The organism is Dactylosporangium sucinum (assembly GCF_014647515.1).
GTDB lineage: Bacteria > Actinomycetota > Actinomycetes > Mycobacteriales > Micromonosporaceae > Dactylosporangium > Dactylosporangium sucinum.
Genome location: NZ_BMPI01000034.1, coordinates 53,034 through 69,521, shown reverse-complemented (window position 1 = coordinate 69,521; position 16,488 = coordinate 53,034). Strand labels below are relative to the sequence as shown.

Annotated in this window: 17 protein-coding genes and 2 pseudogenes; 14 read left to right on the top strand and 5 right to left on the bottom strand. The window is 69.1% G+C overall.

Annotation, left to right across the window (positions count from 1 at the left end; genetic code table 11):
* Positions 1 to 50 precede the first annotated feature (50 nt).
* Both IEZ31_RS30690 and IEZ31_RS30685 read right to left on the bottom strand, forming a co-directional pair.
* Positions 51 to 776 carry a prepilin peptidase gene (locus IEZ31_RS30690; protein ID WP_190253534.1) on the bottom strand — a complete coding sequence of 242 codons (726 nt, stop codon included), beginning with the start codon at positions 774 to 776 and terminating at the stop codon, positions 51 to 53.
* Between the two features lie 84 nt (positions 777 to 860).
* The gene (locus IEZ31_RS30685) at positions 861 to 1,226 is read right to left on the bottom strand and encodes a hypothetical protein (protein ID WP_190253503.1); all 366 of its coding nucleotides are present in this window, start codon (positions 1,224 to 1,226) and stop codon (positions 861 to 863) included.
* A 310-nt stretch (positions 1,227 to 1,536) separates the two neighbouring features.
* Between IEZ31_RS30685 and IEZ31_RS30680 the strand changes: the two are divergent.
* Positions 1,537 to 2,332, top strand: a pseudogene (locus IEZ31_RS30680) (IS5 family transposase); the annotation flags it as partial.
* 108 nt (positions 2,333 to 2,440) lie between these two features.
* On the opposite strand, the gene ltrA reads toward IEZ31_RS30680, so the two are convergent.
* Complete coding sequence (gene ltrA / locus IEZ31_RS30675; protein ID WP_190253502.1) at positions 2,441 to 3,925, bottom strand: group II intron reverse transcriptase/maturase; 1,485 nt, start codon at positions 3,923 to 3,925, stop codon at positions 2,441 to 2,443.
* Positions 3,926 to 4,521: 596 nt separating this feature from the next.
* On the opposite strand from ltrA, the pseudogene IEZ31_RS56995 reads away from it, so the two are divergent.
* Positions 4,522 to 4,626 (top strand): annotated as a pseudogene (locus IEZ31_RS56995) (IS5 family transposase); the annotation flags it as partial.
* A gap of 18 nt (positions 4,627 to 4,644) precedes the next feature.
* On the opposite strand, the gene IEZ31_RS30670 reads toward IEZ31_RS56995, so the two are convergent.
* Positions 4,645 to 4,911: a hypothetical protein gene (locus IEZ31_RS30670; protein ID WP_190253501.1), complete on the bottom strand. Its 267-nt coding sequence runs from the start codon at positions 4,909 to 4,911 to the stop codon at positions 4,645 to 4,647.
* Between the two features lie 309 nt (positions 4,912 to 5,220).
* Here IEZ31_RS30670 and IEZ31_RS30665 point away from each other — a divergent pair, with 309 nt between their 5' ends.
* The 12 genes from IEZ31_RS30665 to IEZ31_RS30610 all read left to right on the top strand — a co-directional run bounded on the left by IEZ31_RS30665 (position 5,221) and on the right by IEZ31_RS30610 (position 15,710).
* On the top strand, positions 5,221 to 5,772 hold the full coding sequence (locus tag IEZ31_RS30665) for a hypothetical protein (RefSeq protein WP_190253500.1): 552 nt from the start codon (positions 5,221 to 5,223) through the stop codon (positions 5,770 to 5,772).
* A 335-nt stretch (positions 5,773 to 6,107) separates the two neighbouring features.
* Positions 6,108 to 6,680 carry an ATP/GTP-binding protein gene (locus IEZ31_RS30660; protein WP_190253499.1) on the top strand — a complete coding sequence of 191 codons (573 nt, stop codon included), beginning with the start codon at positions 6,108 to 6,110 and terminating at the stop codon, positions 6,678 to 6,680.
* Positions 6,677 to 7,318: an SAF domain-containing protein gene (locus tag IEZ31_RS30655; protein WP_190253498.1), complete on the top strand. Its 642-nt coding sequence runs from the start codon at positions 6,677 to 6,679 to the stop codon at positions 7,316 to 7,318. Before IEZ31_RS30660 ends, IEZ31_RS30655 begins: the two co-directional genes overlap by 4 nt.
* Before the next feature lie 2 nt (positions 7,319 to 7,320).
* Entirely contained in the window at positions 7,321 to 8,073 is a 753-nt protein-coding gene (locus tag IEZ31_RS30650; protein WP_190253497.1) for a CpaE/TadZ family protein, read from the top strand.
* Positions 8,074 to 8,176: 103 nt separating this feature from the next.
* Entirely contained in the window at positions 8,177 to 9,517 is a 1,341-nt protein-coding gene (locus IEZ31_RS30645) for a CpaF/VirB11 family protein (protein WP_229836000.1), read from the top strand.
* Positions 9,514 to 10,401: a type II secretion system F family protein gene (locus tag IEZ31_RS30640; protein WP_190253495.1), complete on the top strand. Its 888-nt coding sequence runs from the start codon at positions 9,514 to 9,516 to the stop codon at positions 10,399 to 10,401. Before IEZ31_RS30645 ends, IEZ31_RS30640 begins: the two co-directional genes overlap by 4 nt.
* Positions 10,332 to 11,282, top strand: a complete 951-nt coding sequence (locus tag IEZ31_RS30635; RefSeq protein ID WP_229835999.1) for a type II secretion system F family protein — start codon at positions 10,332 to 10,334, stop codon at positions 11,280 to 11,282. Before IEZ31_RS30640 ends, IEZ31_RS30635 begins: the two co-directional genes overlap by 70 nt.
* Before the next feature lie 22 nt (positions 11,283 to 11,304).
* On the top strand, positions 11,305 to 11,514 hold the full coding sequence (locus IEZ31_RS30630) for a hypothetical protein (RefSeq protein ID WP_190253493.1): 210 nt from the start codon (positions 11,305 to 11,307) through the stop codon (positions 11,512 to 11,514).
* Complete coding sequence (locus tag IEZ31_RS30625; RefSeq protein WP_268241699.1) at positions 11,511 to 11,927, top strand: TadE/TadG family type IV pilus assembly protein; 417 nt, start codon at positions 11,511 to 11,513, stop codon at positions 11,925 to 11,927. Before IEZ31_RS30630 ends, IEZ31_RS30625 begins: the two co-directional genes overlap by 4 nt.
* Positions 11,928 to 11,968: 41 nt before the next feature.
* On the top strand, positions 11,969 to 12,370 hold the full coding sequence (locus tag IEZ31_RS30620) for a TadE/TadG family type IV pilus assembly protein (protein WP_373294719.1): 402 nt from the start codon (positions 11,969 to 11,971) through the stop codon (positions 12,368 to 12,370).
* Positions 12,367 to 12,801: a pilus assembly protein TadG-related protein gene (locus tag IEZ31_RS30615; protein ID WP_190253491.1), complete on the top strand. Its 435-nt coding sequence runs from the start codon at positions 12,367 to 12,369 to the stop codon at positions 12,799 to 12,801. The genes IEZ31_RS30620 and IEZ31_RS30615 overlap by 4 nt, the downstream gene beginning before the upstream one ends.
* A 2-nt stretch (positions 12,802 to 12,803) precedes the next feature.
* Positions 12,804 to 15,710 carry a peptidoglycan-binding protein gene (locus IEZ31_RS30610; protein ID WP_190253490.1) on the top strand — a complete coding sequence of 969 codons (2,907 nt, stop codon included), beginning with the start codon at positions 12,804 to 12,806 and terminating at the stop codon, positions 15,708 to 15,710.
* 27 nt (positions 15,711 to 15,737) lie between these two features.
* On the opposite strand, the gene IEZ31_RS30605 is transcribed toward IEZ31_RS30610, so the two are convergent.
* On the bottom strand, positions 15,738 to 16,298 hold the full coding sequence (locus IEZ31_RS30605) for an HD domain-containing protein (RefSeq protein WP_190253489.1): 561 nt from the start codon (positions 16,296 to 16,298) through the stop codon (positions 15,738 to 15,740).
* Positions 16,299 to 16,488 lie beyond the last annotated feature (190 nt).

Here is a 16,488-nt window from a genome sequence, read left to right as displayed (position 1 = left end):
TCGAACCCCGGCGCCCAGCGACCGGCACGCTTCCCGCGGCCGCGCGACCGTCACCATGTGTGTATGGCGCTGACCGTCGTGAGCGCTGCGAGGATCATGAACGGGCCATGTGGAATGGGGTCGTTTCGGCTTGCCCGCCCGGCGGACAACAACACGACTGCCGCGAGTCCAGTGAGGACGAGGCCCAAAACCACTGCGAAGACGGCGGATCGCCAGCCGGACCAGCCGACAACGACCCCTAGGCCCAAGGCTAGCTTCGCGTCGCCAAGGCTGATTCCACCGCTCGTGACCAACCACATCAACACGTAGACCAATGCCACGCCAAGGCCCGAGACGAGCCCCTCCAGCAATGCCATGCGTTCGCCGTCGGCGAGGGAAGTGATTCCGAACGCCGCCACGACGCCTGTAGCCAGCGTGATGGTCAGCCGGTCGGGCAGACGATGCACAGCCAGATCGACGAAGGTGAGCGTGACGCCCACGGCAGCCACGAAGCAGTAGACCAGCAGCGGGACCAGCGCATCGACGCACAATGTCAAGGCGGCGAAGGGGAACGCCGTCGCCAATTCGACAGCGGCGAGTGGGGGGCCGATGCGCGAGCCGCACGAACGGCAAGTCCCGCGGCAGAGAACAGCCCAGCTGTGCCACAGGCGTCCCGGGTGGACAAGCTCGCAAGCACAACGGGGACACGCTGCCTGTCGTGGCGAGCCGGCGGGCACGGAGCTACGGAAGACCTCGACGCGCGCTGCAGACCCGACAAGGATGCCGACGCCAGCCATGGCCGCGGGAGCCCACGCGTTCATGAACGCTGCCGAACTCAGCGACAGCTGGTGCTGGGCGGCGTCGGTCGCTCGGCACCAGCGCTACGGTTCATCACCTGATGACCCTCCTATGTGGTCAGGCTCCGCAGAGTGGGCGGCGATCCTGCTGTTGCCGCGGCGAAGGGCCCGTCCCAGTGCGCGGATCGTGTCGAGCCGTTGCATTCCCGCTGCCGTGAGAACGAGCAGGCGGTGTCCCTGGGCGTACGTCTCGTCGGCGAGTCCGCTCCCGACCAGCCGGTGGACGGTTCGGGTTACCTCACCGTCGCCGATGCGGCTGCCGGTCCACTCGGTGATGGCGCTGCCGAGTTCGCCGTAGCGCATCGGGCGCTCGCCGAGGCAGACCACGGCGCCGATCACGTGCTGGTACTGCAGCAGTTCCCGGATTTCCAGGAGATCGCCGAACTCCACGCCACCGTCCCCCTTGCGCCCGGCTGGTCTGTGCTCCACGTCGAAACCCGACATTTCGTCGACACCAGTTTGCGTGCGGCGCTACCTCGCGCGTCAAGGAAGCGCCGGCACTGTTCGCAGAGATCGAAATTTCTCGCTGTGATGCCATCCGAAACGCCAACCTTGGGCGTCCGTGGGCTAGGCAGTGTGTCGAAGTCGAGGGTGTGGCGTGACCTGGTCTGACGTGATCGGGTGCGTGTCGGAGATCGACAATGGGCGAGGTCTCCGGTAGTTGGTTCATCGACCAAGAAGAACCTGCACCGGAGACCTCGTGGACACCTTAGCGGTGACACGGCGGCATGACCTCACCGACGCGCAGTGGGCAGCGCTGGAACCGTTGCTGCCCAAGCCGCAACGGTCGGGTCGGCCGTCGTTGTTCAGCAAGCGGCAGTTGATCGACGGGATCCGGTGGCGGGTCCGGGTCGGCGCCCCATGGCGGGACGTGCCGCCCTGCTACGGATCGTGGTCCGCGGTGGCCGGGCTGTTCCGGCGGTGGCAGCGAGCCGGAGTCTGGGCGCAGATCCTGACCGCGTTGCAGACCCTCGCCGACGCGGCCGGGCAGATCACCTGGGATGTGTCGGTGGACTCCACGACCGCCCGAGCGCATCAGCACGCCGCCGGGGCACGCAAAAGGGGGATCTGCAGGCGGATCCGCCCGGCGGAGTCCGCGACGAACCAGCCGACCCGCGCTGGGTAGGTCCCGCGGCGGGCTGACCACCAAGGTTCACCTGGGCTGCGAGCAGGGCCAGAAGCCGCTGTCGGTGGTCCTGACCGCAGGCCAGCGCGGCGACAGCCCGCAGTTCACGGTGGTCCTGGACGGCATCCGGGTACCCCGGCTGCACGGCGGCCGGCCGCGCACCCGCCCGGACCGGGTCCTGGCCGACAAGGCATACACCTCCCGCGCCAACCGCCGCTACCTACGCCGCCGCGGGATCAAGGCGACCATCCCGTCCAAGACCGACCAGGACGCCAACCGGCGCAAACTCGGGTCGAAGGGCGGCCGGCCACCGGCCTTCGACCCCGAGACCTACAAACAACGTCACGCCGTCGAGTGCGGGTTGGGTCGGACCGGGGCGCCCTGCCGTGATTGCTCACGGTGGGTTTCCCCGGCCCGCCCGCCGCACCCGACGTGCGCGTCTCCGCGCATCGGGCGCTCCACGTGTCTTTCCCGCGGGTCAGCTGTTGGCTGCTGCCGGTTTCGGGGTCCACGGGGTAGGGATGGTGCTACCGCGGAAGCGGTAGCGGGTCACCGCGACGCTGGACGCGCCGATGAACACGACCCCGTTGTGGGCGAATCTCCACCCTTGGTCGCAGAAGCGACGGCGGAGTTCCTTCATGGACAGTTCGGTCTTGCCCGCGTACTTCGCGCGTATCCAGCGCATCAACCGTTCCCATGCGAACGAGTCGACCGCACTGAAGGTCGCTTTGGACACGCCGTGCCGGAAGTAGTTCGCCCAGCCCGCCAATGACCGGTTGAGGCTGAGGATCAGCTCGTCCGGATCCATGTGGCGGGTTGACCTGTAGGTCTTGGTCTTCACCTTGTCCTTGACCGATTGGATGGCCTTCTTGGACGGTTTGGTGTAGACGCAATACTTCGTTGTCCCCCGCTTCCGCATTCTGCGGATGTCGAAGCCGAGGAACGTGAAGCCCTCGTCGATGTGGACCACAGCGGTCTTCTCCGGTGCCAGCCGCAACCCCAGGGGTGCGAGCACGGCCGCCACCTCCTCCCGCAGAGCCTCGGCATGGCGGCGTTCCCCGGACACCACCAGGACGAAGTCGTCGCAATAGCGGACGAGGCGCCAGTTGCCTTGGCCGTGTCTTCTGCGTTTGGCTCGTTGACCGCCGGTTTTCATCTGTTGCTGCCATTGCCGGTCGAAGTGATCGTCCAGCGCGGATAGCGCGATATTAGCGAGCAACGGTGAAAGGATACCGCCCTGTGGGGTGCCGGTCAGTGTCTCTTCCTTGTTTCCGAGTTCAGTGAAGACCCCGGACTTGAGGAACGCCTTCACCAGCGCGCAGATACGCTTGTCTTTGACCCTCACCCTGAGGCGGTCCATCAAAGCCGTGTGCGAAATTTCATCGAAGCAGGCTCTGATGTCACACTCCAGCACCCATTGATAGTTCCTGGGGTTGGCGGTGAAATAGTGGATCTCAGCGATGGCGTCATGTGCCCGCCGGTTGGGACGGAACCCGTACGAACACGGTTTGAAGTCCGCCTCGAAGATGGGTTCGAGCACCAGTTTCAGGCTGGCCTGGACCACGCGATCAGCGATAGTTGGAATCCCCAGTTTCCGGAATTTCCCGGACGTTCCCTTCGGGATCATCACCTGCCGCACCTCGACCGGCCGGAACTCGCCTGACTTCAGCGCGTCCCGGACGTGCTCCAGGAAAGCCTCGACCCCGATCCAAGCCTCGACCTGGGCCGCAGTGGCCCTGTCGATCCCTGCGGTCCGGGCGCCCTTGTTCGTGGACACCCGTTCCCAGGCATGCACTAGGAACGCCGGATCGTCGACGAGGTTGAACAGGTCACCGAACCGGCGACCGGGATCTCCGGCCGCCCAGCGGTGCAATTTAGTCTGCATACTCCGTACCATGCGCATGGCCGAATCAGGATCTGGCCACAGCACGGCGCTGGTATTCACCGGCGCATCTTCGGACATTGCCTTCCTTCTTTGACTGACACGCTGCCGCCCTTCCCCATGTGCACAGGCTCTCCCTGGCTCGGAGTACTACGGCGGCTCCGCCTCACCCGCGCCTTCGGCCGGCATCGCGCCTATCCACCACATGTCTGCTCTGGCCGAGAAGATGCATGGAACGGAAGCGGGTGATTCCCACGTTCACTGTTGTCCGGTCGACGAGTTAGGCACCCGGCTCTGCCCCTGCGGTATCGCCACGGCTACTGCCGTAGACCATTCACCGTGGCCTCCAAGCCCCAGCTGATGAGACCGGACCCGAAGTTCCCCAGCCATGATCAATGACCGGGTGCGCACCGCGAACCAGCCCAAATCCACCGGGTTAGAGCTGGCGAGCCGTCAAGAGGCGTAACGTCACCGGTTCCTCGCGTATACCTTCCCGTCTCGCTCACCGCGCCCAGCCCATCCGGTAGTACTGAACCGACACGACTTTGTCGAGGCTGCTCCCACCCTCCCCGGCGATCCCCGGCTCAGGCTGCCTCCAGCTTCTTCCCGCTGCTACGACAGCAAGGAGATGGACGGTCTTCCACCCCCATCCGGACACCAGCGCCTCGTGGCGCACCATCAACCGGCTCAAACGCAACCGCGGCGTCGCCACCCGCTTCGACAAACTCGCCGTGCGCTACGAAGCCACCCTCCACATCGCCGCGATTAACGAATGGCTGTGACCGACTTCGACACACTCCCTAGCAGGCCTCGTCGAAATCGAAGCCGACGACCTCGTCCACCAGCGAGCAGACGAGCCGCCCCTTGGTGGTCAACACGAGCGTCGGCTCGCCTGGATGCTGGGCCCCGGGATGGCGGCAAACCGCTCCCGCTGCGGCGAGTGCGTCCACGGCCACGTCGACGGCGTCGCCGTACCGGCAGAGGTCTGGGTTCTCGCGCGGCGGGCGCCCGTCTCGGATCGTCCGCAGAACGTCGACGATCAGGGGTGTTCCCAGGAAATCGATCACGGATTGCAGGTCTCGGCGATCGCCTGGCGATTCCATCCGATCCGCTCCCACGAGTCAGACTCCCGCGGCAGCATCGACGTTCCGCGCGTTAGGCCACAGTGTGGTCGTGTCCCACGCGTCACGACAAGGCCGCGCGTGGGCTGGTTCCGTGCCATGTCTCCATGCCGAGTGTGCGCGCCGCTGAGAACGCACCGCCAAGTGCGTACGACAGGGTACGAGCCGTGAATGCGCACCGCACAGTGCGTAGCGGATGGCCATCGATGCGCGCTAAACCCGTGGATAACAGCTCTACGGGGGAGGTTGAGCAGCATGATCGTGACGACGTGGATCCGAACACGGGCGGTGCTGGTACTGGGGATGGTCCTAGCCACGCTCGCAGGATGCGGCGAGGACGTACAGACCGGACCGACATTGCCGGAAATCTCCGGAAGCGCCAGCGCTACACCGACCACAAGCCTGGAAGAGGACGAGGCACGGCGTCAGATCCTCGCCGTTTACAACGGCTATCTGGCTACGTACATCAAGGCGTCGGCAACGGCCGACTATCGCACCACCGAGCTGGCCGCCTACGTCGGCGAGCCGCTCCTGGGCCAGCTGCTGAACAGCATGTACATCATGTCAATCGATGGCGTGCACAACGACGGCCGACCGACCTGGACGCCGGCGGTCACAGAGCTCCAGCTCTCCGATGGCCAGGCCGTGATCGAGGACTGCTTCGACGGCACGAACTGGCACGCGGTAGGTGGCAAGACACCGCCACCGGCGCAGCCAAAGCGCTACCCGGTCGTCGTGAAAGCGAAGCGGGTCAACGCTAAGTGGTACGTCTACGAGTCGACGGCTTACCGGGGCGATCCGTGCTGACGCCGGCCCTGCGCAGCACAATTGTTGCCACGACCGTTGCTGCGGCGATCGGTCTGGCGGCGGAGCCGGCGTCTGCGGACTACTGGACCTGCCCGCCAGTCGGCGAGTGCAAGGTCGTCGCCGAGAAGCCGGGCGAAGGTGGTGGCGGAGGCACGCCAGGCGGGAGCGGGGGAGGCGGCAGCGAGAAATGCACCGCGAACGGAGTCGTCGTCCCGTGTACCCAGCCGGGGTGGGGGCACCTGAACCCGGCCGACGGTTGCTACTACGCCTTCGAATCACCCCAGCCGCCCGCCGGGGACCCGGCGTGGGGCGGGCACGCACCAGGCGACGGCGCCGTGTATCGGCAGCGCTGCTTCGGCGACGTCGTCGGCACCCTGGTATGGCGGGACGACCCGCCACCCGGGACTGCGGGCGCACCGACTCCGGCCGAGCTGGCGGCCCGGGCGGTCCGCGACCTGCCGATGCGCGCCGCGCAGATCGGCATCAGCCCGGGCCGGGACGGCGCCGGCCTCGTCGGCCTGCCGGTGTGGATGTGGACCACTGTCACGCCCCAGACCTGGGGCCCGATCACGGCAACCGCTGCAGTGCCCGGCCTCTCAGTCACCGCACGCGGTAACGCCACCAAGATCCGCTGGGAGATGGGCGACGGCCACGCCGTCGTGTGCGGTAACCCGGGCACCGCCTACGACAAGGCGGCACAGGGCAGCTCCAGCTCGCCGACATGCGGCTACGACGGCTACTCGGCACCGAGCCGCACCAAGCCGGGTGGCCGCTACACGGTGACGGCAACGACGACATGGCACATCGACTGGTGGGTGGGAGGCGGCGGCGCCAGCGGCGCCGAGACCGTGACCCGCGTCGCCACGACCTCGATCAGGATCGACGAGCTGCAGGTGGTGACCGGATGACCACAACGCCCACAGCAGCGATCCCGCAGCCGCGAGTGGTGCGTGGGCGCACCGTGCGCCGGGGCCGCCTCGGCCTGGCGCTGGCGCTCATGGCGGTGTTCGCGCTGGCGGCGGTCGCGCTGTTCGGCTACGTCAGCCGCACCCAGCCGTACCTGGCCCTCGCCAGGGACGTGCCGGCCGGCGCCCGGCTCGCGGCGGCCGACCTCGTCACCGTTCACCTCAACCCGGATCCCGGATTGGCTCCTGTACCGCAGAACCGGACCCAAGCGGTCGTCGGCAAGTACAGCTTCATCCCGCTGCTGGCCGGAACGTTGCTGTCTGACGGCGCCCTCGTTGACAAGCCGTTCCCGGCACCAGGTGAGCAGGTGGTCGGACTCGCGCTGAAGGCCGGCCAAATGCCGTCGACACCACTTCGTCCAGGAGCGGCGGTACTGCTCGTGTCGACACAGGACGAGACCGCGCAGGGCAAACCAATCGAGCCTGCCCCGTCCATCCCGGCCACCGTGGTCCACGTCATCGCCGGTGCCCGCGACGGGTCCGCGACCGTATCCGTCGCCGTGCGGGACAACGACGGACCGCAGGTCGCGCGGCTCGCAGCCCAGGGACGGCTCGTGTTGACGCTCACCTCGGGGAACTGACCATGGTCGTCGTGTGCCTGGCCAGCGCCAAGGGCTCCCCGGGGGTGACGACGTCGGGACTGGCGCTCGCGCTGACCTGGCCGGGCCCGGTGGTCCTCGCCGAGTGCGATCCGTCCGGCGGGTCGGTCGCCGCCGGCTACCTCCAGCACTTGGAGCTCGACGGGGGACGTGGGCTCATGCAGCTCATCGTCGCGGAGCTGCGTGGTCAGGCGCGCGAGCAGTTCTGGTCGCAGCTGGTCGACCTCGACCCGCCGGACCGGCGACGGCTGCTGCTGCCCGGCATCGCGAACCCCAACCAGGCGGTCAGCCTGGACCCGAACTGGTACCGGCTCGCGTCGTTCTTCGCCTCACTCCGCCAGGACATTGGCCTCGACGTCATCGTCGACTGCGGGCGGCTGGTTGCACCGCATGCGCCGTGGCCGTTGGTGCATCAGGCGGACCTGACGCTGATCGTCGTCCGGCCCGTGCTGGCTTCGTTGCTGCCGGCGCGGGCGCTGGTCCAGACGCTCCTCGCCGACACCGTCCCTGGCGGCCAGCTGGGCCTGCTCGTCGTCGGCGACGGCGACTACGACGACCGGATCGTTTCGTGGCACATGGAAGTGCCGGTCATGGCACGGCTGCCGAGCGACGAGCGCTCAGCGCGGGTCCTCACCCACGGCGGCACGGTCAAGACCCGCCAGCCACTGCTGCGGGCCGCCGCAGCAGCTGGATCGACCGTCGCAGGGCGACAGGAGGTCGAACATGCAGACGTCTGAACGGCCAAAATGGCGGAGCTCCGCCGCAGCCTCACCGGTCGAACGGCACTACGAGCATTTCGAGGATCCGGACTACACCGTCGTCCGAGAGCTTCAGGTAGTGGTGAGCGACGAGCTTTCGCGAGCGCTCGCCGAACGCGTCTACCTCTCGCCGCGTGACCTGGACACCGAAAGCCGGCGCATCGCGGCACAACGTGTCCGGGACTACGTCGATCGGCAGACCATGACCGGATCGCCGCTCGGCCCCGACTACGAGCGGCGGCTGCTCGACGCCGTGCTCGCCGCGCTGCTCGGGCTGGGCCGGCTGGAGCGGCTGCTACGCGATCCGTTCGACACGATCACAGTCCTCGGCTGCGACGGCGTCCGGATCGAGCGCCCCGACGGCCGGATCGAACTGGCCGACCCGGTCGCCGACAGCGACGAAGACCTCGTGCTGATGCTGCAGGCGCTGGCAAGACGAGCCGGCGGTACCGAGCGCGCGCTGACCAAGGACAAGCCGACCTTGAGCATGGAGCTGCCCACCGGCCAGCGCCTGGCGGCGACGTACCTGGTGACCCCTCGGCCGGTGGCGGTGATCCGCAACCATCAGATCCTCAGCGTCGACCTGGACGAACTCGTTGACCTCGACCGGACCGACCCGAACAAGACCGCAATGATCGACCCGCTGCTGCGGGACTTTCTGCGCGCGGCGATGCGGGCCGGGCTCAACATCATGGTCGCCGGCGTCCCCGGCAGCGGGAAGACGTCGCTGCTGCGTGCTCTGGCCAGCGAGATCCCAGCGGATGAGTGGTTCGTCGTCCTGGAGGAGGCCCGCGAGCTGGGCCTGCACAAGACCGGCCGACATCCGTGGGCGGTCTCGATGGAGGCGCGCGAAGGGCACGGCGAGCGCGGCCCGGACGGCCGGCCCGCCGGCGAGATCACCCTCGACGACCTGATCCCGCTCAGCCTCCAGCTCAACGCCCGGCACATCATCGTCGGGGAGGTCAAGTCGCGCGAGATCGTCGCCATGCTCCAGGCGATGGGCACCACGAACGGATCGCTGTGCACGATCCACGCCCGCGAGCCGGGCCTGGTCTTCGACCGAGTCGTGGAACTCGCCCTGAGCCACCGGCAGGAACACTCCGACCGCCGCGCCCACCTCCAGGTCGCCAACGCCCTCGACCTCGTGGTGTACGTGACGATGGTCGACGAGAGCGCGATCGGCGGACGCCGGCACCGCTTCGTGTCGCACGTCGTGGAGGTCGGTGGCCTAACCGAGGCAGGTCGCCCGCGCACCACCCACGTCTTCGGTCCCGGGCCGGATGGACGGGCCGTGCCTCTCCACCAGCCGGACCGCCTCAAGCGACAGCTTCTCCTCGCCGGCTACGACCCCATCGTGCTCATCACGCCCCGTGGCCGAGGCGCATGGCCTCGGCCTCTCCCGAGGTTGAGGAGCCACGCATGAATCCGACCGTCGCAGCCGCTGTGGTCGGTGCGGGCCTCGTCGGCAGCGTGGCGCTGGCGATCAGCGCCGTCGCCGATCCTGAGCGGACGGAGCGACCGCCGTCGCGATGGGCGATGCGGGCGCGCTGGCTGTGGCACGGCCCGGACCCGAACGCGCAGGCGCGGCGTCGGCATCGGATGTGGCTGGTCGCTTCGGTCGCTGCGGGAGCGCTCGCGTGGATCGTCAGCGGTGTTCCGGTCGTCGCGCCGCTGGTTGCCGTCGCTGTCCCGGGCGTGCCATGGCTGCTGTCCGCCGGCAAGGAGGAGCAGCGCGGCGCCGTCCGCGTCGAGGCGGTCGAGGCGTGGACCCGGCGCCTGCGTGACATCGAGGAGTCCGGCGTCGGCCTGCAGGAGGCGATCGTCGAGACCGCACAGGCCCCGCCGACGGCGATCTCCGCCGAAGTGCAGCTCCTCGCAGCTCGGATCCAAGCCGGATGGGACGCGGAAGCCGCGCTCTACGAGTTTGCCGACGCGCTGCAGGACCCGATCAGCGACCAGGTGGTCGTCGCGCTGGCGCTCCACCTCAGCGACCGCGGCGCGAGGCTCTCCGACGCGCTGACCGGCATCGCCGAGGCCGCCGCCGACGAGGTCGCCATGCGGCGCGAGGTCACCTCGAAACGGGCCCGGGCCCGATTCCAGATCCAGTTCCTCACCATCGGCTCGGTCGTCCTGGTCGGCGTCGGCATCGCCAGCCGCCAGTACACCGCGCCCTACGCCGAACCGCGTGGCCAGCTCGTCCTGGCCCTGCTGGCCTGCGCGTTCGTCGGCTGTCTCTGGTGGGCGCGATCGCTGAGCCTGCCACCGGCCGACGCGCGCTTCCTCTCCACCACGCGGAACCCGTCATGACCGTCACGTGGGTCGGCATCGCCGCCGTCATCGGCGCCGGATTCGGCCTGGCGCTCTTCCTCGTCGCCCACGAGCTGCGCCCCGCCGGCCCGCCGCTCGGACCGGCGTTCGTCCGGCTCCAAGCGGCGGATGACCGCCCAGCACATGTCCGACAGTCCAGGGTCATTGGCCGGCTCACCGCCAAACTGCTCCGCGTCGTCCCGGTCAAAGACCTGCAGTTGCTCGGCCGCAGACCCGAGGAGTTCCTTACCAGCCTGGTCGTAAGCGGACTGATCGGCCTCGCGCTCCCATCAGTCCTGCTCGGACTGCTCGGGCTGACGGGACGAACCTTCGGCGCCGGGGTTCCCGTCGTTGCCGCGATCGGCTGCGCCGCCCTGTTCGTCCTGGTCGTCTACCGCGACGTCGCTCGCAAGGCCGCCGGTGCTCGGCGCGCGTGCCGCCGCGCGGTGTGCACATTCATCGACCTGGTCGCGTTGCAGCGTGCGGCCGGCCGCGGTACCGAAGAATCCCTCACCAGGGCAGCGAGCAAAGGCACCGGATGGGTCTTCGCCCGCATCCGCCAGACGCTCCTGCGCGCCGAGCTCGAAGTCACCGCGCCCTGGGACGGACTCCGGCGGCTCGGCGCCGACGTCGGCGTGCCGGAGCTGGGCGACCTCAGCGACATCATGCAGGCCGCCGGCGTGACCGGTGCCCAGGTGTACCGGACGCTGCGCGCACGCGCGACGTCGCTACGCGCCCAGATCCGCACCGACGAACTCACCCGCGCCGAACTGCGCACCTCCCAGCTGGAGATCCCCGGCGCGCTGCTGCTGATCGTGCTCATGCTGCTCGCCCTGTACCCCTTCGCGGCGCGACTGCTGGACGCACCCGCCGTGAACTGACCGCTGAACAAGGAGGTCCCCGATGGACGTAATCAACTCGATCGCAGCGCGCGTGTGGCGGCTGATGGTCGCGCTTCGCGAGGACGACCGCGGGGAAGTGGTGCCCACCGCGATCATCTACGCGGTCGGGGCGATCCTTGCGCTCGCATTGCTCGCCGCCGTGAGCGACTACGTGTACGGCTGGATTGGGATGTGGCCGGACGCCGCCGCCCCGGCCGCTCCGGCACCATGACCGGCCGGCTGGGCAGGTGCCTCCGGGACGATCGAGGCTCGACCAACGTCGAGATGGCGATCCTGTTTCCGGTCTTCGTCGTGCTCATCCTGGTCGGCGTGCAGGTGGCGAACGTCTTCCACGCGCGCACCGTCGCCCTCGCGGCCGCGCAGAAGGGCGCTGCCGCCGAGTCCGCGTTCGCCGCTCCTCCGGGCGCCGGCGAGGCGCGGGCCGCCGCCTACCTGGCAAGTATGGGCGACGTCCTCACCGACTGGGACGTCGTCGTGGTCCCGGTCGCTGAGGGCGGTGGCGAGGTGATCGGGGTCCGCGTCACCGTCACGGGCACGGCGCTCGGGTGGCTCGGCATGCGGTTCCGGGTCAGCCAGACCGCCTACAGCCCGATCGAGCGGTTCACCACGGAGAGCAGTCCGTGATGTCCCGGGGCATGCAGCGTCGAGATGGACAGCGCGGCTCCGTGACCGTCGAGCTGGCGATCCTGGCGCCCAGCATGCTGCTGCTCGCATCCTTTGCGATGCTCGTCGGCCGGGTCTCGCTCGCCAACGCTGCTGTCGACGCCGCCGCGTACTCCGCGGCGCGGGCTGCGTCGCTGTCCCGGGATGCCGCTACCGCCCAGCGCCGCGCCGAAGAATCGGTGGTGAGCACCCTCGACGGCCAGGGTCTGCGCTGCCTGACTCTCCTGGTCGCTGTCGACACCTCGCAGTTCGCGCGCGACGCCGGCGAGCCCGCCAGCGTGACCGTGACCGTCGAGTGCCGGGTCGACCTGTCCGCCGGGGCGTTGCCGGGAACGCCGACCGATCGGTGGATCAGGGTGGAGTACGCCTCACCGTTGGATCTGTTCAGGAGCCGAGCCGGATGATCCGCAAGCTGCTCGCCGCCGCCAGGTCTGAGCCGGACGCCGGCCGGATCGGATTGTTCTACGCGATCGTCCTGCCCGGGCTCTTCGCCATGATCGGCCTGGCCGGCGATGGCGCGGGATACGTCCGAACCGCCCAGCGGGCCGACAATATCGCCGCCGAGGCGGCCCGAGCCGGGGGACAGGCGATCCGGCTGCCCGAAGCCATCAACGGCGAGACGAAGGCGGTCGACACCGCGAAGGCGATTGACGCGATACGCGACTACCTCGTCACCGCCGGCGTCACCCAGTGGCAAGCCGTCGTCTCCGAAGACGGGCAGCACATCGTCGTGACAGTCACGGTGTACTACGACCCGCTGCTCGTCGACGTCCTGCCCGGAGTCACGACGATCCCCGCGACCGCCACCGTCACCGCGTCCCTGCTGGTGGGCTGACCATGGGCACACACACGAGGCGCCTTACGGCGCAGGCCAGCATCTTGCTCACCCTCGGCGGCATCCCGTATGCGCTCTATGCCTTGGCCGGCAACCCGCTGCCGGACCGTGTCCCCTCCTGGTCGCAGGTCGCCGAGCGGCTCACCGCACACGACGACGGCACCCTGTTCCTCGCGGCACTGACGTGGGCCGGGTGGTTCGGTTGGGCGTCTTTCGCCGTACCGCTGCTGATCGAGTTGGTGTCCTTCGCGCTGCGTCGACGTGCGCCCCACATCGCTGGCCTCAGCTGGCAGCAACGCCGTGCGGCTGCGCTTGTCGCAGCTGCTCTCGCGATCGGTGTCACACCCGCGGTCGCGAGCGCCGACGCACAACCCATCTCCGTAGCGCCTGCCGTCGCCGCGCCTGCGGTCGCGGTCGGTGCGACCCCGCCGACGTACGTCGTCGAGCGCGGTGACTGGCTGTACCACGTCGCCGACCGGTTCCTCGGCGACGGCGATCGCTACCCGGAGATCGCCGCGCTCAACCCCGACCTCGAACGTGCGGACCCGCGATTCCCCGACCACATCGAGGCACGCCAGCGCGTCCAACTGCCACCCGACGCCCACGACCGTGGCGCCCGGGCCCACGCCAGCGGATCCCTCGCCGCGGTCGCCCAACCACCACCACCAGCAGTGCCCAGCGAACCGCCGCCTGCTCCGTCGCCGGTACCGAGTGAGCCGGCGCCGTCCCAGTCGGCCGAGTCCCTTCACGAGCCGAATGACGACAGCGGCTTGGACGCATCCTTGCCCGTCACCGCGGCATTCGCGACCGCCGGCCTGCTCGCGGCGCTTGTGATGTTCCGCATCACCCGGCGTCGTCAGCGCCAACGCCAGCATCGCCGACCCGGCCGCCGCATACCGCAGCCGTCTGAGCCGGCCGTCGAACGGCGAGTTCGCTCCGCCGCTCAACCTGTCGACGTCAACCGACTCGACCACGCGCTACGGACGCTCGCCGTCGGACTCCGCCAACGAGGGCAAACCAAGACGCCCGACCCCGCCGCCGTGTGGCTGTCCGGAGGCGACGTTCACCTCATGCTCGCCGAGGCCGACCCAGCCGCCCCGCCACCCTTCGAAACCACCGAAGCCGCGATGACCTGGACGCTGCCGGCGACCGCCGAGGTCCCCAACGTCGATGATGTGCTCGCTCCGTTACCGGCCCTCGTGACTGTCGCTTCCCGGCCCGGTGGTGATCACCTGCTCATCGACCTCGAACGAGCAGGCCTGCTCAGTATCGGCGGTGACCCCGCTGGAGCCGCCGACCTGCTGCGCTACGTCTCGGCCGAACTGGCTACCAACCAATGGAGCGACGACGTCGAGGTCGTGCTCGCCGGGTTCCAATCCGACGACGCCGAAAGCCTCGTGGAGCTCGGCGATGGCCGGGTCACGACGACTGCGTCCGTCAGCGAGGCCATCCACCGAGCCGGGCGCCGAGCGGCCGCCAACGCCGCCGCCATGAGCGACGCCGACATCCCCTCGGCCTTTGCCGGCCGCATCGGCGACATCGCCGCGGACGCCTGGATGCCGCACGTGCTACTCATCGCTGACCCCGAAGGCGCCGACAACGAGGTACATGAGCTGGAACTCCAGCTGGAGCGGGCAGGGCGGTGTGCGGTCGCGGCGACCGTCGTCACCTCGGCCGCCACGAGATGGCGCATCGACGTCACGGCTGACGGCAGCCTCGCCGTCGACTGGCTGAGCATCACCAACGCGACCGCCAGCCGCCTGCCCCGCGACCAGCTCTCCCACCTGGCCTCGGTCATGCGCACCGCTCGCGCCACCGCGCGGGTCGACCAGGACGTACCAGCCGCAACCGACCAGGAGCCCTGGGCCGAGGGGACGGACGCGCACGGCCATCTCACCAACGCCGGCGACGTTCCCCTCGCCCGCGAGCAAGAAAGGCCTCAGGCTGTGCCACCTGAACAGCCCCCGACGGCGCGCACCGTCGCACTCACGTCGACGCGGCCGGTCATCGTCAGCACGCTCGCAACGGTCACCGCCAAACGCCGACCTGCCGCGCGTTCCGACGCACCGAACGATGCAGAACTCGACGCCGACATCGAGGCCTGGTACCGGCCGGATCGAAGCCGGCCGCGCATCGCCGTCCTCGGCCCGGCCGTCGTGGAGGCACCCGGCGAACCGCCCGAGGAACGCATCCGGTTCTACTCCGAACTCGTGGTGTACCTGGCCCAGCGCGGGCGCGTCGGGGCCACCGGCGAGCAGATCGACGACGCCCTGTGGCCCGACCGGCGGGTCAACGCCCGCAGCCGACGCGTCGCGATCAGCAAGGCCCGCCGCTGGCTCGGCGAGGCTGCCGACGGAACGCAGTGGCTGCCGCCCAACGCCGGCTCCGACCGCCTCTACCGGCTCGCGCCCGGCGCCCTGCTCGACTGGCAACTCTTCCGCCGCCTCCGCGCCCGCGGCGAAGCCAGGGGAGCAGACGGCGCCGAAGACCTCCGCCGCGCTCTCGAGCTCGTCCGCGGCGAACCACTCGCCGGCGCCGACCTGCCCTACTCGTCCGGCTACCGCAACCCGTACACCTGGCTGCCCGGCAGCGACATCCAGCCCCACAACCTCGCCTCCGCCGTCGTTGACACCGCACACCGACTGGTCGACCTGTGCCTCGACGCCGGTGACGGAGCCGGCGCGCGCTGGGCCGTCGAGCGAGCCTGGCTCGCCGACCCGGCCCGTCTCGACGATCACCCCTGGATCGACGCCATGCGCGTCGCTCGCGCGGACGGCCGCTCGGCAGAGCTTCGAGCGCTGCTGGACGGCCTCGTCCGTACCCGTGAGGTCGAGGTCCCCGAAGACCTCTCGCCGGATACTTATGCAGCTATCAACGACCTCATCGGCGAGTTCCTGCGGAGCCGCTGACACTTCGCTCGCCGGGCCATCCAGTTCCTACCGGTCGCGCCAAGCCAGCGGAGACAGCGTGACGGCCGCCTCGGCGACTCGTCTCGCGGTTGCGGTCTTGAGGTCGTTGCGCGCCGAGTCGATCCAGCCGTCGACCCGATGGACGCCGAGGTCGCGGTACTCGACGGCTTGCAGCAGCATTTCAAGCTTGTCCGCGTCCTTGGCGCATACGGCTTCGAGCGTCTGCCGTGACTCGTACTCGTCGACAGCACCGCGGATCGCATCGCGGGTGCGCTGGGGTAGACGGTCGGTCTGATCAGCCGTGATGCGACGCGGGTCAGGTTTCCTCAGGTACGCGCTGGCCGTGTGCGGCAGGTCGCCGGTACGGGTCTCCTGGGTGTCGTGCCACAGGGCCAGAAACGCGGCACGGGCGGGATCGCCGCCTTCCTCGGCCGCGATGATTGCGGCGAGCTGGGCGGTCCGCATCGTGTGCTCGGCGACTGACTCCGGGTCCCGCACGCCCGCGTGCCACCAGCCGGAGCGTCGGATGCGCTTCAGCAAACCAAGTTCGTACCCGAACGCGGCCAGCGCCTCGGCGTCACTTGGCACGGCGATGTCCTCTCTGCCGGTCTATCGATCAGCGATACGAACCGCGTACTGCAGACGAGCGAGCTGGTCGCGTCCGGTACGGCCCAATGTCCTGGTGGCAGCCAGCTTAAGCACAGCCACCTCCTCGAAGTGCCGTCGCTCACATCGTTCGTGGAGAGTCGAGTCCCAGGTGGACGAGCCATGTGAGGAC

Excerpts from the sequence above, each read along its gene's own strand:
- IEZ31_RS30690 (WP_190253534.1), bottom strand. The coding sequence starts at position 776 with ATGGCTGGCGTCGGCATCCTTGTCGGGTCTGCAGCGCGCGTCGAGGTC.
- ltrA (WP_190253502.1), bottom strand. The coding sequence starts at position 3,925 with ATGTCCGAAGATGCGCCGGTGAATACCAGCGCCGTGCTGTGGCCAGAT.
- IEZ31_RS30665 (WP_190253500.1), top strand. The coding sequence starts at position 5,221 with ATGATCGTGACGACGTGGATCCGAACACGGGCGGTGCTGGTACTGGGG.
- IEZ31_RS30655 (WP_190253498.1), top strand. The coding sequence starts at position 6,677 with ATGACCACAACGCCCACAGCAGCGATCCCGCAGCCGCGAGTGGTGCGT.
- IEZ31_RS30650 (WP_190253497.1), top strand. The coding sequence starts at position 7,321 with ATGGTCGTCGTGTGCCTGGCCAGCGCCAAGGGCTCCCCGGGGGTGACG.
- IEZ31_RS30640 (WP_190253495.1), top strand. The coding sequence starts at position 9,514 with ATGAATCCGACCGTCGCAGCCGCTGTGGTCGGTGCGGGCCTCGTCGGC.
- IEZ31_RS30630 (WP_190253493.1), top strand. The coding sequence starts at position 11,305 with ATGGACGTAATCAACTCGATCGCAGCGCGCGTGTGGCGGCTGATGGTC.
- IEZ31_RS30625 (WP_268241699.1), top strand. The coding sequence starts at position 11,511 with ATGACCGGCCGGCTGGGCAGGTGCCTCCGGGACGATCGAGGCTCGACC.
- IEZ31_RS30615 (WP_190253491.1), top strand. The coding sequence starts at position 12,367 with ATGATCCGCAAGCTGCTCGCCGCCGCCAGGTCTGAGCCGGACGCCGGC.
- IEZ31_RS30610 (WP_190253490.1), top strand. The coding sequence starts at position 12,804 with ATGGGCACACACACGAGGCGCCTTACGGCGCAGGCCAGCATCTTGCTC.